This is a genomic window from Phenylobacterium sp. (genome assembly GCF_030645195.1).
Lineage (GTDB): Bacteria > Pseudomonadota > Alphaproteobacteria > Caulobacterales > Caulobacteraceae > Phenylobacterium.
On the sequence record NZ_JAUSLW010000212.1, the window covers coordinates 1 to 19279 of the forward strand.

Here is a 19279-nt window from a genome sequence, read left to right on the forward strand (position 1 = left end):
CCCGCGCAACGCCGCCACCATCGCCGACAATGTGGGCGACAATGTCGGCGACTGCGCCGGCATGGCCGCCGACCTGTTCGAGACCTATGCGGTGACCACCGTCGCGACCATGGTCCTGGCCGCCATCTTCTTCGGCGGCTCGGCGCTGCTGCCGAACATCATGCTGCTGCCGCTGGCCATCTGCGGCGTCTGCATCATCACCTCGATCATCGGCACCTTCGCCGTTCGCCTGGGCAAGTCGGGCTCGATCATGGGCGCCCTCTACCAGGGCCTCATCGTCACCGGCGTGCTCTCGGCCATCGCGCTCTGGTTCCTGATCCCCTCGCTGGTGACCGAACCCCTGACGGTGAACGCCGGCACCCCGCTCGAGAAGACCTTCGACGCCCTGTCGCTGTTCTATTGCTCCATGGCGGGCCTGGTGATCACCGCGCTGATCGTGATGATCACCGAGTACTATACGGGCACCAACTTCCGCCCCGTGAAGTCCGTGGCCCAGGCCTCGGTCTCCGGCCACGGCACCAACGTGATCCAAGGCCTGGCCATGAGCCTCGAGGCCACCGCGGCCCCGGCGCTGGTGATCATCGTCGGCATCATCGTCACCTATAACCTGGCGGGCCTGTTCGGCATCGCCATCGCCACCACCGCCATGCTGTCCCTGGCGGGCTTCGTCGTCGCCCTGGACGCCTTCGGTCCGGTCACCGACAACGCTGGCGGCATCGCCGAAATGGCCGGCCTGCCCCCGGAAGTGCGCGTCACCACCGACGCGCTCGACGCCGTCGGCAACACCACCAAGGCGGTCACCAAGGGCTATGCGATCGGTTCGGCCGGTCTCGGCGCCCTGGTGCTGTTCGCGGCCTATACGGAAGATCTGAAGTACTTCGCGGCCAACGCCCAACCCGGCTCGTTCTTCGACGGCCTGGGCGCGGTGGCCTTCGATCTCTCCAACCCGTACGTCGTGGTCGGCCTGCTGTTCGGCGGCCTGCTGCCGTTCCTGTTCGGCGGCATGTCGATGACCGCCGTCGGTCGCGCTGCGCAATCGGTCGTGGTCGAGGTGCGCCGCCAGTTCCGCGAAAATCCGGGGATCATGACCGGCGAGGTGAAGCCCGAATACGGCCGCGCCGTCGACATCCTGACCAAGGCCGCGATTCGCGAGATGATCGTGCCGTCGCTGTTGCCGGTGGCCTCGCCGATCGTGCTGTTCTTCGTCATCAACGCCATCGCCGGCAAGGTCGACGCCTTCGCCTGCGTCGGCGCGATGCTGATGGGCGTGATCGTCACCGGCCTGTTCGTCGCCATCTCGATGACCTCGGGCGGCGGCGCATGGGACAACGCCAAGAAGGTGATCGAAGAAGGCTTCACCGACTCCGACGGCGTCCTGCACGGCAAGGGTTCGGAGGCTCATAAGGCCGCCGTGACCGGCGACACCGTCGGCGACCCCTACAAGGACACCTCGGGTCCCGCGGTGAACCCGATGATCAAGATCACCAACATCGTCGCCCTGCTGCTGCTGGCGGTCTTGGCGGCTCACTGATCGGTACGCCGATCTCCTGAGGCGGACATGAAGACGCCCCGGAGAGCGATCTCCGGGGCGTTTTTCTTGCGATGATGATGCGGCGACTGCTTAGCGGCGGTCGCCGGGGCGGCTGCCGGGGACGCCTTCGTCCTGGTTGGGCATCATGGTGCCGCGGCCGACGGTGCCGATCAGCTGCTCCAAGATGGTCAGCTCGCGGCCCCGGGTCGGGGTCTCACGGCCGTTGAAGGCGATGACCTTGCCGTCCTTCAGGCTGTACTGGCTGACGCTTTCCACCAGCTCGGTGTCCTTGTTGAAGGCGATGGCGGTGACGTCCCGGCGGGTGGTCTTCGGCATGCGGAAGGCCACGGTCTCCTTGACCTGGTCGATATAGAACCAGACGTTGGGGTCGAAGGTCGAGGTGGCCGAGGGCGATCCCAGCCGTCCGCGGACCACCGACTTGGTGTCAGTCCCCACCTTGACGTCCTTCGGATTGGCGTCGATCGCCTGGAATCCGGAGTAGGTGGTGATCGGCGCGCAACCGGCCGTGGCCATCAGGCCGGCGGCGATAGCGGCGAAAGCGACACTGCGAAACATGTGCGGACCACACCCGTTCAATTTTCCTGGGCTTTGACCTATCGCTCGCGGCCCCTTACTGCAATGCCGCCCTTAAGGCCCCCTTTGGGCGAAATCGAGGCCAAGATGCTTCTGGACCGTTTGTTCCGCCCCAAGCCGACCCTCGTCGCGGGCCGCGCCCTCTATGCCGGCGTGGTGAAACAGGCCCGGACGCCGGCCCTGTACGAGGCGCTGGGCGCGCCCGACACCGTCGAGGGACGCTTCGAGATCTACACCCTGCACGTCTTTCTGCTGCTGGATCGCCTGCGCCGCCAGGGGCCGCAGGCCAGCGACACCTCCCAGGCCCTGTTCGACACCTATGTCGCCTCCCTCGACGACGCCCTGCGCGAGATGGGGGTCGGCGATCTCTCGGTGGGCAAGAAGATGCGCAAGCTGGGGGAGGCCTTCTACGGCCGGGTGAAGTCCTATGAGATCGCCTTCGAATCGCTGCCCGACACCAGCGCGCTGAACGCCCTGCTGACCCGCACTGTCTATGCCGAGGCCGAATCGGCCGCCCTGCCGAGGCTGGCCGACTATGTGATCGCCCAGCGCGCGGGACTGGCGGCCCAGCCGCTGGAGGCCCTGCTGGCCGGCTACGCCGTCTGGAGCCCCGCATGAAACGCGCCTGGAGACAGACGATTCGCCTGGGCGAGCTCTCCAAGGGGCCGGTGAAGCTGCGCCTGGAGCCCGACGCCGAGACCCGCGCCCTGATCGCCAGGGAGGTGGGGCTGGAAAGCCTGCCGGCCCTGACCGCCGACATCACGGTCCATCCCTGGCTGGACGGGGCGGAGATCCTCGGCCAGTTCGACGCCGTGGTGGAGCAGATCTGCGGGGTCAGCCTGGAGCCCTTCGAGCAGGCGCTCAGCGCCGACATCGAGTTCCGCGTCGTCCCGGCCGGCAGCCCCAACGCTCCGGCTGAGTCGGAGGCCGCCACCGTCGAACTGGAGTTCGATCCCGACGAACCCGATCCGCCGGACGTGCTGGCCGACGAGGAGATCGACCTGTCGGCCTACCTCATCGAGCAGCTGGCCCTGGAGATGGATCCCTTTCCCCGTAAGCCCGGGGCGACCTTCGACTACGTCCCGGACACCACCGACCTGTCGCCCTTCGCCGCGCTCAAGAAGCTCAAGGGCGAGGGCGAATGAGGCCGCTCGCCCTGGGCGGTTTGCATCGCCCGGCCTGGGCTGTATCGTCCCGGCGCGCTCGCAATAGGGGGCTGGACGCAACGTTTTGACCCGAACACTGGTCATTTCCATAGACGCGATGGGCGGCGACCACGGACCTTCCGTGACCGTGCCCGCCCTGGCGCTCGCCGCCAAGGCGATGGCCCCCACCACCCGGTTCCTGGCGCACGGCGACGAGGCCACCCTGGCGTCCGAGCTGGCGCGCCATCCGGGCCTGGCCTCCCAGGTCGAGATCCGCCACACCGACAAGGTCATCGCCTCGGACGAAAAGCCCGCCGTGGCCCTGCGCCGGGGCAAGGGCAGTTCCATGTGGAACGCCGTCGAAGCCGTGAAGACCGGCGAGGCCGTGGCCGCGGTCTCCGCGGGCAACACCGGCGGCCTGATGGCCATCTCCAAGCTGATCCTGCGCATGAGCGTCGACGTCGACCGCCCCTGCCTGGTGGCCAGCTGGCCGGGCGCCAAGGGCCTGACCACCGTGCTGGACGTGGGCGCCAACATCGACTGCGACGCCGAGCGGCTGGTGGAGTTCGCCATCATGGGCGAGGCCTTCCACCGCGCCTTCCACGGGGTGGCCAAGCCCACGGTGGGCCTGATCAATGTCGGGTCCGAGGATGTGAAGGGCCACGAGGAGGTGCGCCTGGCGCACGCCATCCTGCGCTCGGGCAAGTTCGACCTGGACTATCGCGGCTTCATCGAGGGCGACGACCTGTCGAAGAACACCGTCGACGTGGCGGTCACCGACGGATTCACCGGCAACATCATGCTCAAGGCCGCCGAGGGCACTGGACGCTATGTGGAGGCCGAGCTGCGGGCCGCCCTCACCAGCTCCCTGATCACCACCGCCGGCGCCCTGCTGGCGCGGGCCGGCCTGCGGCGGTTCGGACGGAAGCTGAACCCACCGCGCGCGGCGCCCCTCTTGGGCCTCAATGGCGTGGTGGTGAAGTCCCATGGGGGCGCCAAGGCCCAGGATTTCGCCGACGCCATCGCCATGGCCGCCAGCCTTTCGCAAAGCGACTTCGCCACCGAGGTCGAAAAGAATATGACGCGGCTCACCGCCGCCGTGGCCGAGTCGAGCGCGCCGGCCGTCGATGGAGCCGCAACAGTTGACTAGAGTCCTGCGTAGCGTCGTGACCGGGGTCGGGGGCTATCTGCCCGACGAGATCGTCACCAATGCCGATCTCTCGAAGGTCGTCGACACCAGCGATGAGTGGATCATCGAGCGCACCGGCATCCGCCAGCGCCACCGCGCCGCGCCGGACCAGCCGGTGTCCGATCTCGCGGTGGAAGCCGCGAAGAGGGCGCTTGCCGCCGCCGGCAAGACGCCGGCCGACGTCGACCTGATCATCGTGGGCACCACCACACCCGACCTGACCTTCCCGGCCGTGGCCACCATCGTCCAGCGCAAGCTGGGCTGCCCGGTGGGGATCGCCTTCGACGTCCAGGCGGTGTGCTCGGGCTTCGTCTTCGCCCTGGCCAACGCCGACGGCTTCGTGGCCCGGGGGCGGTCGAAGTGCGCCCTGGTCATCGGGGCCGAGACCATGACCCGGCTGATGGACTGGACCGACCGCGGCACCTGCGTGCTGTTCGGCGACGGGGCCGGCGCCGTGGTGCTGGAGCCGGGGGAGGGCGACGGCGGCACCGCCGACCGCGGCCTGCTGGGCTTCGCCCTGCGCGCCGACGGGACCAAGCAGGACCTGCTCTATGTCGATGGCGGGGTCTCCACCACCGGCCAGATCGGTCACCTGCGGATGCAGGGCAACCAGGTCTTCCGCCACGCTGTGGTCAACATCTCCGAGGCCGTGGTGGCCGCGGCCGCCGATGCGGGCATCGAGGTCTCCGAGGTCGACTGGTTCATCCCCCACCAGGCCAACCAGCGCATCCTGGAGGGGGTCGCCCGCCGCCTGGGCATTGACGACAAGAAGGTCATCTCCACGGTGGCCAAGCACGCCAACACCTCGGCCGCCTCCATCCCGCTGGCCCTGGCCGAGGGGGTGGCAGACGGCCGCATCAAGCCGGGCCAGCTTCTGCTGATGGAGGCCATGGGCGGCGGCCTGACCTGGGGCGCCTGCGTGGTGCGCCTGTAGGCGAAAGCCTCAGCTGATTCCCCAATCTACGCCTTGAAGTCTTTGACCTGATGCGACAATCAGGTCATGACGGTTCTCCGACGTTTTCCGCGATTGCGTCTCGTCGGTGGTGGTTCAGTAGGGGGCAGGGGCGAGTATGAAGGGCGCGACGGTGACGCGAGCCGACCTGTGCGAGGCGGTTCACGAGGAGGTGGGCCTGACCCGCCAGGACTGTTCCGAACTCGTGGAACGCACGCTGGAACTGGCCTCCCAGGCGCTGGAGCGTGGCGAACAGGTCAAGCTCTCGGGCTTCGGCGTCTTCCAGGTCCGCGCCAAGCGCGCTCGCATGGGGCGCAATCCCAAGACCGGCGAGCCCGCGGCCATCGAGCCGCGCCGCGTGATCGGCTTCCGCGCCTCGCAGGTCATGAAGGCGCGAGTAGACCGCGCCCTCGGAAAGTAGCCAGGCGCCCCTGTGGCCAAGGGCCCGGACGCCTTTCGCACCATTTCGGAAGCGGCCGACGAGCTGGGCGTGCCCCAGCATGTGCTGAGATTCTGGGAGACCAAGTTCTCCTTCATCCGTCCGATGAAGCGGGCGGGCGGTCGCCGCTTCTATCGTCCGCAGGACATCGCGGTGCTGCGCGGGGTCAAGACCCTGCTCCACGACGACGGCTACACGATCAAGGGCGTCCAGCGCCTGCACAAGGAACAGGGCCTCAAGCGCCTGCTGGCCGCCGCCAACGGGGAGGGCGCGCCGCCGCCGGCTCCCGCCCGTGACGAGGGGCCGATCCTGGGCCTCTCCAGCGCTCACCTGGGTTCCGATGGTCGCGAACGCCTGGTCTTCGCCCTCGACGACCTCCAGGCCGCCAAGCGACGCCTGGACGCGCTGTTGAAGCGCTAGAGCGTTTCCCGCCTGACTTGGATCAATTCAGGCGATCAGGAAGAGCGACCAAGCAAGGACTCTAGAGCCCCGTTTCGATTCATTCGAAACGGGAACAGCTCTAGGGGTTCTCCGCCACGAAGGCTCGGTACCGTTCCAGCAGCAGCGGCCAGCCGTAGTCGCCGGCCATCTCCGCCCGATAGTCGGCCGCCCCCTCGCCATGCCGCTCGAAGGCGCGGTGGGTGAGGGTGACGCCGGTGGCCTCGCCGGCCTGCGCGAACCGCAGCTCGACGATACTGGCCAGGTCCGGATTGGGCTGCGGCGTGGAGTCCGGGCCGATCTGCCACAGAAAGACCAGGTGGCGACCCGGGTGGAAGGTGAGGGTGCGGCCCCAGTCGACGCGGAAACCGTGCGGTCCGATCTCCGAGCACATCGCGCCCTCGGCTTCGCCGATGCCGATGAAGGCCGGGGTCAGGCCGCCCTGGCCGCAATAGGTGTATTCGGGCGGCCACCAGTCGCCGAACCGGGCCAGGAACAGGTCGAAGGCGCGGTCCGGCAGGGGCGCGACGGTGACCGTCAGTTCCACGGGTTCGACAAGCTGCGCCACGGTCGGCTCCTATGTTCGCCTGCCCCGGAAATTCAGCTTGCCCATGCGCCGCAAGAGGTTAGAAGGGCCGCCTTGCCGATGTCGGAGCGTGGCGCAGCCTGGTAGCGCACTTGACTGGGGGTCAAGGGGTCGCAGGTTCGAATCCTGTCGCTCCGACCATCGGAAGGCCGAAGGGGCGCTCTCGCAAGAGGGCGCCCTTTTCGTTTAGCGGCCCCGGTTCATCCAGGACAGCAGCGGCAGGATGGGCACGCCCCAGCCGATGCCGGCCACGGCGAAGAAGGCGAGCTTCAGGGCCCAGTGGTCGGGCACGTACTCGCTGAGCGTGCTCATCCCCCAGATATAGGCGGCGAGGAAAACCAGGATGCCGATCCCGCCGACGAACTTCCGGACACGTGCGCTCATGGCGCCGGTATAGGGCGCGGCTAGCGGCGGCGAAAGATGGCGAAGGGGGCGAGGAACAGGATCGAGCCCACGGTGGCGGCGATCAGGCTGCCCACGAAGCCCACCAGGCGGATCTCGAGCCCTCCGGCGATCACCCGGCCCAGCATGGCGCCCACCAGGCCCACGGCCATATAGACGAACAGGCTGTGGCGGCGGCCGAGCGAGAGCGCGGCGATCCATCCCGCCAGCATCCCGATCAGGATCTCGCCAAACAGCCCGACGCCGTCCATGAATTCGCCTCAACGCCCCCGTCTGGCTTGCTTTGACCATCCCCGGTTCGGATGACGCGCGCAAGCGTGGACGCGCGGCGGGGTCTCAAGGTAAGGGTCGCCCCAGGAACGCCTCGAAAGGCTCTTAGTCACCCCCCATGACGTCTTTTCTCCGCTCGGATCGGTCGCGGCCGGTCGCCATCTGGCTCTTCGCCGTCGCCCTCCTGGTCCTGGCCATGGTTGTGGTGGGCGGAGCCACGCGCCTGACGGACTCAGGTCTCTCCATCACCCAGTGGAAGCCGGTCGCCGGCGCCCTACCGCCGATGTCGGCCGGCGACTGGAACGCGGAGTTCGCGCGCTACCGCGAGATTCCCCAGTACCAGCAGCTAAATTCGGGCATGAGCCTGGAGGCCTTCAAGGCCATCTATTGGTGGGAGTGGAGCCACCGGCTGCTGGGCCGACTGGTGGGCGCCGCCTTCGCCATTCCCTTCGCCTATTTCCTGATCCGCCGTCAGATCCCCAAGCGGCTGATCTGGCGCTGCGCGGTGCTGTTTGGCCTCGGCGGCCTGCAGGGCCTGGTGGGCTGGTGGATGGTGGCCAGCGGCCTCTCGGATCGGGTCTCTGTGGCGCCCGAGCGCCTGACCCTGCACCTGGGCCTGGCCTTCGCCCTGCTGGCGGGCCTGGTCTGGACCGCGCTCGACGCCTGGACCGGCGCACCGCGCCAGACCGTGCCCAGCCCCTGGAACCTGCGCGCCTTCGGCCTGGCGGGTCTGATCTATGCCCAGATCCTGCTGGGGGCGCTGGTCGCCGGCAACGACGCGGGGCTGGTCTATAACGACTGGCCGCTGATGAACGGCGCCCTGTTCCCCAAGGACTACGCGGGGCAGAGCCTCTGGGCGACCCTGGCCCACAGCCAGGCGGCGGTGCAGCTGCATCACCGGCTGATGGCCTATCTGCTGCTGATCGTCACCCTGGCCGCCGCGGTGGCCGCCCAGCGCTCCCGCTATCTGCCCGGCGAGGCCAAGGCCCTGGCCCTGGTCCTGGGCGGAACGGTCCTGGTCCAGGCCGGGCTGGGCGTCGCCACCTTGATGGCCGGCGTCCCCCTCTGGCTTGGCCTGCTGCACCAGGTCACCGCGGCCCTGCTCCTGGCCTTCGCCACCGCGTTCGCCTGGCGGGTGCGGCGGCCCTAGAGTCGATACTGGGTCGCGTGACGGACGCCTGAACCGCCATCCACTTCAGGCTGTCACGCTTTGAAACTCGCCCACGGGCCGGTGACGGCCAGCGTCATGCCCGGCCAGTAGATGTTGACGAACATCGTCGTGCCGTCCGGCGAGAAACAGACGCCCGCCAGTTCGGCGTTGGTGGCGGTGTCGCCCCCCAGCAGGGCGGCGTTGCGGCCCAGGGTGTAGATCTTCCCCTGGGGCGTGATGGCGCGCAGGAAGTTGATCCCGCCGATCTTGTCCTCGCAGGCGAAGAGGTGGCCCCAGGGCGCCACGGCGATGTTGTCGCACATCTCCATGACGGCGATGTCGGTGGGCTGGGAAAAGAGCTCCAGGCGGCCGCCGGTCTCGCCGGCCTGGCCCTCCCGCGAGCTGGGGACATAGCGCATCACCTGGCCGCCCCCGGCCGGGCCGCCGCTGGTGCAGGCGAAATAGATCTCCCCCTGGCCGTAGAAGACGCCCTCGCCGCGAGCGAACCAGGCCGCCCCCTTGGCGTGGCCGCGATAGCGCAGGTCCTCGTAAGGGTTGTCGACGCCGTCCAGGTCGACCCAGTGGACGGCCCGGGAGTCGCCGACCGCCCAGTAGGGAGTCTCCCAGTTGCGGGGATCGCCGTCGGCGCCCTCGGGCAGGCACAGGGCCTGGAGCTTGCCCCCGGCCAGCAGTCTGGTGCGGTCATTGGGCAGGTAGCGGTAGAAGAGGCCGAACCCGTCGCCCATGTCCTCGGTCATGTAGACGACCCCGGTGCGCGGATCGACGGCGGCGGCCTCGTGACGGAAGCGGCCCATGGCCTCGATGGGGGTCGGATCGGCCAGGCCCTTGCCGCGCGAGGGGACCTCGAAGACCCAGCCGTGGTCCTTCTGGGCTTCCTGGCCCTTGTTCTGGGTGGTCTCCTCGCAGGAGAGCCACGAGCCCCAGGGCGTGATCCCACCCGCGCAGTTGGTGGAGGTTCCGGCCAGGCTGAGGTGGGCCCGCTCCAGGGTCTTCCTGCGCAGGTCGTAGACCAGGGTGGTGGTCCCGCCGCCGAAGGGCATACCGTCGTCGCCCCGGTCATAGACGCGGTCGGCGGCGACCTTGCCCGCCAGGGCGCGGCCGGGGCCGAAGGCGGTGATGCGGCTGTCCGAGGGCTTGATCTCATGGTTGCGCACCAGGGCCACGCGGTCGTTGTCCAAGGCGAAGCAGCCCATGCCGTCCATCTTGCCGGGCGTCACAAGCCCGTCGCTCATCGGATCGCCGGCCCTGGAGACCACGGTGTAGGAGAAGCCCTCGGGCAGGTCGAAGAGCCCCGCCGGGTCGCGGCGCAGGGGGCCGTAGCCGGCCACCTCGCTCCGATAGCCCCCAACCTCCGCCTCCTGGGCGGCGGCGAACCGGGAAAAGCCGGAGAAGGCGAGGGTGGCCGCGGTGGCGCGGATGAGCTGACGTCGCGACGTGAACATGGGGCATCCCGGACTCGGCGCCGGGCGTGGCGGCCGCTAGCGAGGTTTCACCATAATCGCATGACGTTCGTTTGACGCGGTATTCAGATACCCATTCGCGGAAACCCTTATAGCGTAAGGATTTCCGCCGTTTGGCCGATCGGAACTGTTGACAGGCCGGGCCAGCCGACGTATCAGCGCGCCTCTTTCGTCGGGATCTCCTGGTCCCACCTCTATTACGGACCCGTTCCCATGATGAAGACGACGGCTTCTCTGAAGCCCGCCGACGTCACGAAGAAGTGGATCGTGATCGATGCCGAGAACGCCGTCGTCGGCCGTCTCGCCTCGTTCATCGCCATGCGTCTTCGCGGCAAGCACCGCCCCGACTACACCCCGCACGTCGACTGCGGCGACTATGTCGTCGTGATCAACGCCGACAAGGTGAAGTTCACCGGCAAGAAGCTGACCGACAAGATCTACTACCGCCACACCGGTCACCCCGGCGGCATCAAGCAGCGCAGCGCCGGCCAGATCCTGGACGGCAAGTTCCCGGAACGCATCCTGGAAAAGGCTGTCGAGCGCATGCTGCCCAAGGAAAGCCCCCTGGCGCGCGCCCAGATGACCCATCTGCGCCTCTACAATTCGCCCGAGCATCCGCATGAGGCGCAAGCCCCCGAGACCATCGCGTTCAAAGAGATGAACGCCAAGAACGTGCGGAGCGCGTAAGCAGATGTCCGAACCCCAAGGCTTCGAGGCCCTGCAAAGCCTCTCCTCGCAACCGGCCGCCGAGCCGGCCGTGCAAAAGATCGACAAGTTCGGCCGCGCCTACGCCACCGGCAAGCGGAAGAACGCGATCGCCAAGGTCTGGATCAAGCCCGGCAAGGGTGTGGTCACGATCAACGGCCGCGACCAGGAAATCTATTTCGCCCGTCCCGTGCTGCGCATGATGATCGCCCAGCCCTTCCAGGTCACCGACCGGGTCGGCCAGTTCGACGTCGTCGTCTCGGTGCAAGGCTCCGGCCTGTCGGGCCAGGCTGGCGCGATCCGCCACGGCCTGTCCAAGGCGCTCACCTACTATGAGCCGGGCCTGCGCCCGGTGCTCAAGCCGCACGGCTTCCTGACCCGCGACAGCCGCGTGGTCGAGCGGAAGAAGTACGGCAAGGCGAAGGCGCGACGCAGCTTCCAGTTCTCGAAGCGCTAAACCCGCGCGCGTTCACTCGCGTTATGCAAAGGGGCGCTTCGGGAAACCGGGGCGCCCCTTCTGCTATCTGGAATTCGGCTCGATCAGGAGCAAGCCATGACCCACACGGTATTCATCGACGGCGAGGCCGGCACCACGGGCCTGCAGATCCGCGAGCGGCTGCTGGCCCGCACCGACCTGCAACTGCTCTCCATCGACCCGGCCAAGCGCAAGGACGTGGCCGCCCGCGCCGAGCTGCTGAATGGCGCCGACGTGGTGATCCTCTGCCTGCCCGACGAGGCGGCCATTGAGGCGGTCAGCCTGATCACCAATCCCGCCGTGCGGGTGATCGACCCCTCCACCGCCCACCGGGTGGCCCCGGACTGGGCCTTCGGCTTCCCTGAGGCCATCCTCGGCCAGCGGGAGAAGATCGCGGGCTCCAAGCGGGTGTCGAACCCCGGCTGCTATTCCACCGGCGCCATCGCCCTGATCCGGCCCCTGGTGGACGCCGGCCTGCTGCCGGCCGAGCAGCCGGTGACCATCAACGCGGTCTCCGGCTATTCGGGGGGCGGGCGGCAGATGATCGCCGAGTTCGAGGACGAGAGCGCGGCCGACTACACCACCGTCGCCTACCGCATCTATGCGACGGGCCTCTCCCACAAGCACGCGCCGGAGATCGCCGACCGCGGCGGCCTGGTTCACAAGCCGATCTTCACCCCCGCCGTGGGCCGCTATCACCAGGGCATGATCGTCGAGATCCCGCTGCACCTCTGGTCGTTGCCGAAGAAGCCGACGCTCGCGGCCGTGCAGGCGGCCCTGGCCGAGCGCTATCAGGGGGAGCAGTTCGTCGAGGTCGCCTCGCTGGAGGAGGCGCAGGCCGTCAAGACCCTCGATCCCGAGGGCCTGAACGGCACCAACCGCATGAAGCTCTTCGTGTTCGGCAACGAGGCGGAGGGCCAGGCGCGGCTGGTGGCCCTGCTGGACAATCTGGGCAAGGGCGCCTCGGGCGCCTGCGTGCAGAACATGAACCTCATGCTGGGTCTGGACGAGGCGGCGGGACTCTGAGGTCGGGCGAGGGCAGGGTGAAACCTTCGGGCTCTCACCCACGTATGACCTGACATGACCCAGACCCTCGACCGCCGCCGCTTCCTCACCACCTCCGCCGTGGCCCTGGCGCTCGCCCCCGCTGGCTCGGCCCTGGCCGCCCTACCGGCCGCGCTGGATCCGAAGTGGAAGAAGCTCACCGACGCCCAGTGGAAGGCGCGGCTGCTCGGCGACGCCTATCGCGTCCTGCGCCATGAGGACACCGAGCGGCCGGGAACCAGCCCGCTGCTGAAGGAGCACCGCAACGGGACCTTCGTCTGCGCCGGCTGCGGCTGGGCCCTGTTCAAGAGCACGGCGAAGTACGAGAGCGGCACCGGCTGGCCCTCCTTCTTCACCTCCATCGGCGGCGGCCTGATCAAGAAGCCCGACTTCGCCATCGGGGTCCTGCGCACCGAGTACCACTGCGCCCAGTGCCTGGGTCACCAGGGCCACGTCTTCAATGACGGCCCGCGCCCCACCGGCCTGCGCTACTGCAACAACGGCGTCGCCCTGCGGTTCGTCCCGGCCTGAACCCCAAGGCGGCCCGCCGCGAGAGCTTCCACATCCAGGGATTGCGGGGCCGCCGCGACGCGGTTCGGCGACCATTGACATGGCTCGCGGTGCGGCCAGTAGTGCAGCTTCCTTTGACCGGCCGCACGCTTCCAAGATCCCTACGCCGGGGTCACCTCGGCCCCTCCGCCGACGGATAGCGCAAGCAAATGGCGAAGGCCCGGGGGGCCCAGGCGCATGCGCTATCGTGATTTGAACGGCCTGGCGCTCGCCGCCAGCCTGACCTTCGCCGCCATCGCCGGACCGGCCCTCGCCCAGACCTCCAATCCCTATGACGGCCTGAAGAAGACCGTCTCGGTGGACAAGTTCCAGGCCGCCGAAGCGGTTGGCGGCACGGTGACGGCCGAGGGCATGACCGCCATGCTCACCGACGCCCTGAGCCGCGACGGCCGCTTCGTGGTGGTCGAGCCTGTGGGCGGCGCCGACACTGTCGCTCCGCTCGCCGCCAGCGCCGTCGTGCGCGCGGCGGTGACCAAGTACGAACCGGCCGCCGGGGGCTCCAGCCTGGGGATCGGCGGCCTGCCCATGGGATCGCTGTTCGCGGCCCGGGCCGGGGTGCGTTCCCAGAAGTCGGTGATGGAGATCTCCCTGCGCCTGGTGGACAGCGCCACGGGTCAGGTGATCTCCACCTCCAAGGCCCAGGGTTTCGCCAAGTCCTCGGGCGTGGACGCCACCCTGGTGGACTCCCGCACCGGCGCCTCGGCCACCGGCGGCCGCTTCAAGGCCTCGCCCATCGGTCAGGCCGGTGAGGACGCCATCGCCAAGGCCGTCGAACTGATCGCCGCCAGCATGCGCGACGTGCCCTGGTCGGCCCTGGTGATCGAGGCCAGCAGCGGCAAGATCTATGTGAACGCCGGCGCCGACCGCAACGTCCAGTCGGGCACGGCCCTGCACGTCTATCGCAAGGGCAAGGTGCTCACCGATCCCTCCACCGGGGTGGTGCTGGACGTGGAGATGGAGCCCATCGGGGTGATCCAGGTCGACAGCGTGCGCGACAAGATCTCCACCGCCGTGGTCACCAGCGGCGGGCCGCCGGCCCGCGGCGACGTGCTGAGATTGAACTAAGGGCCGCCTTGCGACGACCTGCACAGAAGCACAAAGGACGATCCCATGCGCAAGACACCCCTCATCCTGGCCGGCGCCATCGCCTTCGACCTCGGCCTGATGGTCGTTTCGGGTCAGGCCGCCGAGGTCCCCAAGGGGCCGGACGCTCCCGCCACCACGGTCCGCAAGGCGGGCGGCAGCTCGCAGGAGTACCTGAAGATCAAGCTGACCGACGCACTCATCAGTTCCTACAGCATCAACGGCTCCCATACCGCCAAGGGCTGCATCCTCAAGCTCGGCAAGGTGGTCGACGTGGCCGGAGGCCAGGAATGTCAGATTCCCGCCAAGACCGCCCCGGCCAAGTGATTCCGCTTCCCGGGCCCCGTTTCGAAAAGGTTCAAGCCATGCGCAAGACACCTCTCATCCTGGCCGGCGCGATCGCCTTCGATCTCGGCGTCATGGTGGTCGCTGGTCACGCGGCGGATGCGGTCAAGGTTCCGCAGCCTGCCCCCGCCGGCAAGACGTCTCAGGACCTTTACATGAAGACCGAGAAGGCCGGCGTGAGCCTGAACTTCGCCAAGTTCAACGTCGATTACCTCAAGATCGACAACGTCCAGACGCGCCAGGCCTGCAAGGCGGGCGGCGGGGAGGTGGTGGTGAAGGACGGCGCCGCCCAATGCCAGACGCCGGTCAAGACCGGCCCCGGCGGGCGATGACCTCGACCCGTGGCCTCTGACGCGGCCAGGTCGGAGCCGGTCCGGCTCTCCGCCGGCGACCCCGCCCAGGGCGCTCTGAGCACGGGCCGCGTGACCCTGGTGCTGGGGGGCGAGGCGGTGGACTTCGAGCTCACCGTTCCGGCCGGCCCGGCCTCCATCGAGGACCTGCTGCCGATCTTCCATGGCCTCAGCGACCTCATGGGCGACCGCGCCATCGCGCGCGCCACGGCGTCGGGCGAGACTCTGTCCTGCAAGGCCGGATGCGGCGCCTGTTGTCGCCAGCTGGTGCCCGTCTCGGCCTCGGAGGCCCTGGCCCTGGCCCATCTGGTGGCCGCCATGCCGCAGCCGCGCCAGGCGCAGGTGCGCGCCCGCTTCGACGCGGTGCTGGGCGCCCTGGCCGAGGCGGGGCTGCTGGACCGCCTCAGCGACGAGGGAGATCTGCGCGGCCTGGGCATGGATTATTTCTGGCTGGGCCTGGCCTGCCCGTTCCTCGAGGACGAGTCCTGCTCCATCCACCCCGACCGGCCGACCTCCTGCCGCGAGTATCTGGTGACCTCGCCGGCCGCGGCCTGCGCCGCGCCCACGCCGACCACCATCGATCTCCTGCCCCTCGACGGCGATCCCTCCCGGGCCCTGCTCAAGGCCGAGGCGGTGATCGGCTGGTCGCCCCTGGTCCTGGCCCTGACCCTGGAGGACCGGGCCGGGCCGTCGGCGCGCGAGCTGCCGGGGCCGGAGCTGCTGGGCGAACTGCTGCGCGGGCTCTGATGGGCGTGGCGTCCGGCGCGCGCTCCGATAGTGTCGACGGCTCATCGTGATCCCGAGGCGTCCCGTGCCGCGCATCTATTACCTGACCCACCCGCAGGTGGTTATCGACCCCGCCGTCCCCGTGCCCCACTGGCCGCTGACCGAGGAGGGCCGCCGTCGCGCGGGCCTGTTCGCCGAGCGCCTGGCGGGCGGAAGCGTCACGGCGGTCTGGTCCAGCGTCGAGCAGAAGGCCCTGGACGGCGGCGCCATCATCTCCGCGCGCCTCGGCGTTCCGCACCGGATCGATCCGGACCTCGGCGAGAATGACCGCTCGGCCACCGGCTACATCGCCCCACCGGAGTTCTGGGAGGTGGTGGCGCAGTTCTTCGGCAAGCCCGACGAGAGCGTGCGCGGCTGGGAGACCGCCCGCCACGCGCAGGACCGCATCGTCACCGCCATGCGCCGCCTGGCCCGCGACGAGCCCACCCGCGGCGACCTCGTGGTGGTGGCCCATGGCGGGGTCGGCGAACTGCTGATGGCCCACCTGCAGGGGGTGGCCATTGGCGAGCAGGACAAACCGCAGCACCCCGGCGGCGGGTGCTGGATCGAGATCGACCGGGCGAACTTCCGCCTACTTGGCGGCTGGTCGAGCCTACCGGACTAAGACTTCACCTTCACATACGATCCCGGCGCATCTTCCAGCGGCTTCAACGGGCCCTTGGCGGGGTCGCGGGCCGGGACCATGCCGCCGGACTTGGCCTTCAGCCAGGCCGCCCAGTGGGGCCACCAGGAGCCGGGGGTCTCCTTGGCCTTCTCCATCCACTGCTCGACGGTGGCCGGCAGCTCGGGGTTGGACCAGAACTGGTACTTGTTGGCGACCGGCGCGTTGATGACGCCGGCGATGTGGCCCGAGCCCGCCAGGGTGAAGGTCACCGGCCCGCCGAACAGCTTGGCGCCGCGATAGACCGAGCGGGCCGGGGCGATGTGGTCTTCCTTGGACGACTGGACATAGACCGGGGTCTTCACCTTCGACAGGTCGAGCTTGATGTTGTCCATCACCAGGCTGCCATTCGCCAGGGCGTTCTCGCCGTAGAATTTGCGTAGGTAGAACAGGTGCAGGGCCTTGGGCATGCGGGTCTGGTCGGAGTTCCAGAACAGCAGGTCGAAGGGCTTGGGCTCCTTGCCCATCAGGTAGTTGTTCACGAAGAACGACCAGATCAGGTCGTTGGCCCGCAGGGAATTGAAGGTCTCGGCCATGGTCTGGCCCGAGAGGACCCCGCCGGCGGCGTCCATCTTCTTCTCCAGGGTCCCCAGCCAGTCCTCGTTGGTGAACAGCAACAGGTCTCCGGCCTCGGCGAAGTCCTGCTGGGCGGCGAAGAAGGTGGCCGAGGCGATCCGCTTGTCCCCCTTGGCCGCCATGTGGGCCAGGGTGGCCGACAGCAGGGTGCCGCCGATGCAGTAGCCGACGGTGTTCACCTGGGTCACGCCGGCCTGCTTCATGGCCGCCGCGGTGCCCTCATAGATGCCCTGCTGCATGTAGTCTTCGAAGGTCTTGGCGGCCATCTCCACGTCCGGATTGACCCAGGAGGCGACGAAGACGGTGATCCCCTGGTCGGTGAGCCAGCGGATCATCGAGTTCTCGGGGCGCAGGTCCAGGATGTAGAACTTGTTGATCCAGGGCGGGAAGATCACCAGCGGGATCTCGAAGACCTGTTCCGTCGTCGGGTTGAACTGCAGCAGCTGCAGCACCTGGTTCTGGAACACCACCTTGCCCGGGGCGGTGGCGACGTTCTCGCCGATCTTGAACATGTCGTAGTCGGTCTGGCTGATGGCCAGCTGGCCGCCGCCGCGGGTCAGGTCGGCGGCGAAGTTCTCCATGCCCTGCAGCAGGCTCTCGCCTTGCGTCGACATGGCCTCGCGCAGGGCGGCGGGATTGGAGACCAGGAAGTTCGACGGCGAGAAGGCGTCGGTGAGCATCTTCATGAAGAACTCGACCCGGCGCTTGCTCATCGGATCGACGCCCTCGACCTCGGAAACCAGGGCGTTCAGCCAGTTGGAAGTCACCAGGTAGGACTGCTTGATCACGTCGAAGACCGGATTGTCGTTCCAGTCCGGGTCGTTGAAGCGCTTGTCCCCCTTGGCCGGCGTGACGACGGGATCGACGGCCTCACCCGAGGCGCGGCGGGCGGCCGACTGCCAGAGTTCCAGATAGCGCTGGAACAGGTCGGCCTGGGCGCGGACCAGGCGGTCGGGCTGGGAGGCCAGCCGGCCCATGACGTCGGTGAGGGCAGGGGCCACGTGGAAGGGGTCGGGCTGCAGGGCGGCGGGCCGCTCGGCCTGGCGAAGCGCCGCCTCGGCGATCGCGCCCTGGGCGGTGAGGGCCGCGCGGGCCAGGTTCGCCGACAGCTTCTCCATCATGTCGCGCTGATCTGGGCTGAGCTTGGCGGGCGGAAAGTCGACGGTGGCGCCGAAGGCCGCCGCCGCCGCCTGGCTGGGCCGCGGTGGCTCGGCGCGAGGGGGCTCGACGCGGGGCGCCTCGGCGCGGGGGGTTTCCGGCGCGGGCTTGGGCGCCTTGGCCTTGGGTTCGGCAGCCTTGGTCTTGGATTTCTTGGGCGAGGCGTCGACCTTGGCGGTCTTGGCCTTGTCCGACGACTTGGCCTTGGGGCCCTTGGTCTTGGTCGGATGCTTGCTCATGACCGTCGTCTCCCGGGTTGTCTTGCAGGCTCGGCGCTCGCGCTCTTTCGCCCGAAGCAATCATGGCATAAGACCAGCGCCTAGATGAACGCGTCGCCTAGACTTTTCGTGATGAGTCGCCCCGGAACCTTTCGGACCGGGCTGCTGGCCTGTGTCTGCGTCGCGGGCCTGCTCGGCGGTTGCGCCGTCTCCAATCCCTTCGTGACCGCCAAGGTCGACCCGACCTCGCCGATCGCCGCCCAGGTGGCGAGCGCGGCCCGCGCGCGGACCACCTATCCGACCTTCGCCGACATCCCCCCGGTTCCGGCCGACGTGCGCCCCTTGCCCGCCTTCGGCCGCGCGGCCGACGAGCTGGAGGTGGCCGGCGCCCAGCTGACGCGCGACACCGCGCCTTCGACCTGGACCCTGACCGGCACCGAGGCCTTCGCCGGCCGCGCCCGCGACATGGCCGGTCCCGAGGGCGAGATCGCCTCGACCACGGCGGACACCGAAGCCTTCGCCAAGGCGCAGCGGGCGCGAGCTACACCGCCTCCGCCGCCCAGATAGGCCCGCGGAGGCGAATGAATTTGAACCTGCTTGGCGGAACCCCGGATGGGGACCCGCCATGTGCGACTTCAGCTCCCTACCGCCGCGAGGCACGCGGCCCGAGCTCAAAATGACCCCCGAATTCCACCGTATCCGACGCCTTCCGCCCTACGTCTTCGAAGAGGTGAACCGCATCAAGGCGCGTCTGCGCGCCCAGGGTGTCGACATCATCGACTTCGGCATGGGCAATCCCGACATGCCGACGCCCAAGCACATCGTCGACAAGCTGATCGAGACCGCCCGCGACCCCAAGGCCGGGCGCTATTCCGCCTCCAAGGGCATCGTCGGCCTGCGCCGCGCCATGGCGGGCTACTACAAGAAGCGCTTCGGCGTGACCCTGAACCCCGACACCGAGGTGATCGCCACCCTGGGGTCGAAGGAAGGCTTCGCCAACCTGGCCCAGGCGCTCACCGCCCCGGGCGATGTGATTCTCTGCCCCAACCCGGCCTACCCGATCCACGCCTACGGCTTCATCATGGCCGGTGGCGTGATCCGCCACGTGCCGGCCCCGTCGCCGGAGGAGTA

General features: G+C 68.7%; 25 protein-coding genes and 1 tRNA gene. 20 read left to right on the top strand and 6 right to left on the bottom strand.

Annotated elements, in window-relative coordinates; translation table 11 throughout:
- Positions 1–1531: sodium-translocating pyrophosphatase (locus Q7T09_RS19415; protein WP_304701850.1), on the top strand; the 1531-nt coding region annotated here is incomplete at its 5' end.
- A gap of 90 nt (positions 1532–1621) precedes the next feature.
- Here the strand turns inward: Q7T09_RS19415 and Q7T09_RS19420 are convergent.
- Positions 1622–2107, bottom strand: coding sequence for an outer membrane protein assembly factor BamE (locus Q7T09_RS19420; RefSeq protein ID WP_304701851.1), 486 nt, complete (start codon positions 2105–2107; stop codon positions 1622–1624).
- 105 nt (positions 2108–2212) lie between these two features.
- On the opposite strand from Q7T09_RS19420, the gene Q7T09_RS19425 reads away from it, so the two are divergent.
- The 6 genes from Q7T09_RS19425 to Q7T09_RS19450 all read left to right on the top strand — a co-directional run bounded on the left by Q7T09_RS19425 (position 2213) and on the right by Q7T09_RS19450 (position 6270).
- Positions 2213–2743, top strand: coding sequence for a ubiquinol-cytochrome C chaperone family protein (locus Q7T09_RS19425; RefSeq protein WP_304701852.1), 531 nt, complete (start codon positions 2213–2215; stop codon positions 2741–2743).
- Positions 2740–3270, top strand: coding sequence for a DUF177 domain-containing protein (locus Q7T09_RS19430; RefSeq protein ID WP_304701853.1), 531 nt, complete (start codon positions 2740–2742; stop codon positions 3268–3270). The genes Q7T09_RS19425 and Q7T09_RS19430 overlap by 4 nt, the downstream gene beginning before the upstream one ends.
- A gap of 85 nt (positions 3271–3355) precedes the next feature.
- Entirely contained in the window at positions 3356–4420 is a 1065-nt protein-coding gene (gene plsX / locus Q7T09_RS19435) for a phosphate acyltransferase PlsX (protein ID WP_304701854.1), read from the top strand.
- On the top strand, positions 4398–5393 hold the full coding sequence (locus Q7T09_RS19440; RefSeq protein ID WP_304701855.1) for a beta-ketoacyl-ACP synthase III: 996 nt from the start codon (positions 4398–4400) through the stop codon (positions 5391–5393). Before plsX ends, Q7T09_RS19440 begins: the two co-directional genes overlap by 23 nt.
- Positions 5394–5529: 136 nt before the next feature.
- Positions 5530–5832 carry an integration host factor subunit alpha gene (locus Q7T09_RS19445; protein WP_304701856.1) on the top strand — a complete coding sequence of 101 codons (303 nt, stop codon included), beginning with the start codon at positions 5530–5532 and terminating at the stop codon, positions 5830–5832.
- 12 nt (positions 5833–5844) lie between these two features.
- The gene (locus Q7T09_RS19450; RefSeq protein ID WP_304701857.1) at positions 5845–6270 is read left to right on the top strand and encodes a MerR family transcriptional regulator; all 426 of its coding nucleotides are present in this window, start codon (positions 5845–5847) and stop codon (positions 6268–6270) included.
- 100 nt (positions 6271–6370) lie between these two features.
- Here the strand turns inward: Q7T09_RS19450 and Q7T09_RS19455 are convergent, their stop codons facing one another.
- Positions 6371–6856, bottom strand: a complete 486-nt coding sequence (locus Q7T09_RS19455; RefSeq protein ID WP_304701858.1) for an SRPBCC family protein — start codon at positions 6854–6856, stop codon at positions 6371–6373.
- An 82-nt stretch (positions 6857–6938) separates the two neighbouring features.
- Between Q7T09_RS19455 and Q7T09_RS19460 the strand changes: the two genes are divergently transcribed.
- Positions 6939–7015 (top strand) — tRNA-Pro (locus tag Q7T09_RS19460).
- Positions 7016–7060: 45 nt separating this feature from the next.
- Here Q7T09_RS19460 and Q7T09_RS19465 read toward each other — a convergent pair.
- Together Q7T09_RS19465 and Q7T09_RS19470 are read right to left on the bottom strand one after the other, a co-directional pair.
- A complete protein-coding gene (locus Q7T09_RS19465) occupies positions 7061–7258 on the bottom strand; it encodes a DUF2842 domain-containing protein (RefSeq protein WP_304701859.1) in 198 nt (65 codons plus the stop codon).
- A gap of 20 nt (positions 7259–7278) precedes the next feature.
- The gene (locus Q7T09_RS19470; RefSeq protein ID WP_304701860.1) at positions 7279–7527 is read right to left on the bottom strand and encodes a GlsB/YeaQ/YmgE family stress response membrane protein; all 249 of its coding nucleotides are present in this window, start codon (positions 7525–7527) and stop codon (positions 7279–7281) included.
- Positions 7528–7664: 137 nt separating this feature from the next.
- Here Q7T09_RS19470 and Q7T09_RS19475 point away from each other — a divergent pair, with 137 nt between their 5' ends.
- Entirely contained in the window at positions 7665–8696 is a 1032-nt protein-coding gene (locus Q7T09_RS19475) for a COX15/CtaA family protein (protein WP_304701861.1), read from the top strand.
- 53 nt (positions 8697–8749) lie between these two features.
- On the opposite strand, the gene Q7T09_RS19480 is transcribed toward Q7T09_RS19475, so the two are convergent.
- Positions 8750–10159 (bottom strand): alkaline phosphatase PhoX, encoded by a 1410-nt coding sequence (locus Q7T09_RS19480; protein ID WP_304701862.1) that lies wholly within the window; start codon positions 10157–10159, stop codon positions 8750–8752.
- A 231-nt stretch (positions 10160–10390) separates the two neighbouring features.
- Between Q7T09_RS19480 and rplM the strand changes: the two genes are divergently transcribed.
- The 9 genes from rplM to Q7T09_RS19525 all read left to right on the top strand — a co-directional run bounded on the left by rplM (position 10391) and on the right by Q7T09_RS19525 (position 16139).
- On the top strand, positions 10391–10864 hold the full coding sequence (gene rplM / locus Q7T09_RS19485; protein ID WP_304701863.1) for a 50S ribosomal protein L13: 474 nt from the start codon (positions 10391–10393) through the stop codon (positions 10862–10864).
- A gap of 4 nt (positions 10865–10868) precedes the next feature.
- Positions 10869–11339 carry a 30S ribosomal protein S9 gene (gene rpsI / locus Q7T09_RS19490; protein WP_304701864.1) on the top strand — a complete coding sequence of 157 codons (471 nt, stop codon included), beginning with the start codon at positions 10869–10871 and terminating at the stop codon, positions 11337–11339.
- A gap of 96 nt (positions 11340–11435) precedes the next feature.
- A complete protein-coding gene (gene argC, locus Q7T09_RS19495; protein ID WP_304701865.1) occupies positions 11436–12383 on the top strand; it encodes an N-acetyl-gamma-glutamyl-phosphate reductase in 948 nt (315 codons plus the stop codon).
- 54 nt (positions 12384–12437) lie between these two features.
- Positions 12438–12932, top strand: coding sequence for a peptide-methionine (R)-S-oxide reductase MsrB (gene msrB / locus Q7T09_RS19500; protein ID WP_304701866.1), 495 nt, complete (start codon positions 12438–12440; stop codon positions 12930–12932).
- A 216-nt stretch (positions 12933–13148) separates the two neighbouring features.
- Complete coding sequence (locus tag Q7T09_RS19505; protein ID WP_304701867.1) at positions 13149–14036, top strand: CsgG/HfaB family protein; 888 nt, start codon at positions 13149–13151, stop codon at positions 14034–14036.
- A gap of 45 nt (positions 14037–14081) precedes the next feature.
- Positions 14082–14381: a type VI secretion system tube protein Hcp gene (locus Q7T09_RS19510; RefSeq protein WP_304701868.1), complete on the top strand. Its 300-nt coding sequence runs from the start codon at positions 14082–14084 to the stop codon at positions 14379–14381.
- A gap of 38 nt (positions 14382–14419) precedes the next feature.
- Positions 14420–14731: a hypothetical protein gene (locus tag Q7T09_RS19515; protein ID WP_304701869.1), complete on the top strand. Its 312-nt coding sequence runs from the start codon at positions 14420–14422 to the stop codon at positions 14729–14731.
- A gap of 9 nt (positions 14732–14740) precedes the next feature.
- Positions 14741–15496: a YkgJ family cysteine cluster protein gene (locus Q7T09_RS19520; protein ID WP_304701870.1), complete on the top strand. Its 756-nt coding sequence runs from the start codon at positions 14741–14743 to the stop codon at positions 15494–15496.
- A 64-nt stretch (positions 15497–15560) separates the two neighbouring features.
- Positions 15561–16139: a histidine phosphatase family protein gene (locus Q7T09_RS19525; protein ID WP_304701871.1), complete on the top strand. Its 579-nt coding sequence runs from the start codon at positions 15561–15563 to the stop codon at positions 16137–16139.
- Here the strand turns inward: Q7T09_RS19525 and phaC are convergent.
- Entirely contained in the window at positions 16136–18169 is a 2034-nt protein-coding gene (phaC, locus tag Q7T09_RS19530; protein WP_370689294.1) for a class I poly(R)-hydroxyalkanoic acid synthase, read from the bottom strand. The genes Q7T09_RS19525 and phaC overlap by 4 nt on opposite strands.
- Positions 18170–18280: 111 nt before the next feature.
- On the opposite strand from phaC, the gene Q7T09_RS19535 reads away from it, so the two are divergent.
- Both Q7T09_RS19535 and Q7T09_RS19540 read left to right on the top strand, forming a co-directional pair.
- The gene (locus Q7T09_RS19535) at positions 18281–18715 is read left to right on the top strand and encodes a hypothetical protein (RefSeq protein WP_304701872.1); all 435 of its coding nucleotides are present in this window, start codon (positions 18281–18283) and stop codon (positions 18713–18715) included.
- Positions 18716–18824: 109 nt separating this feature from the next.
- Positions 18825–19279: aminotransferase class I/II-fold pyridoxal phosphate-dependent enzyme (locus tag Q7T09_RS19540; RefSeq protein WP_304701873.1), on the top strand; the 455-nt coding region annotated here is incomplete at its 3' end.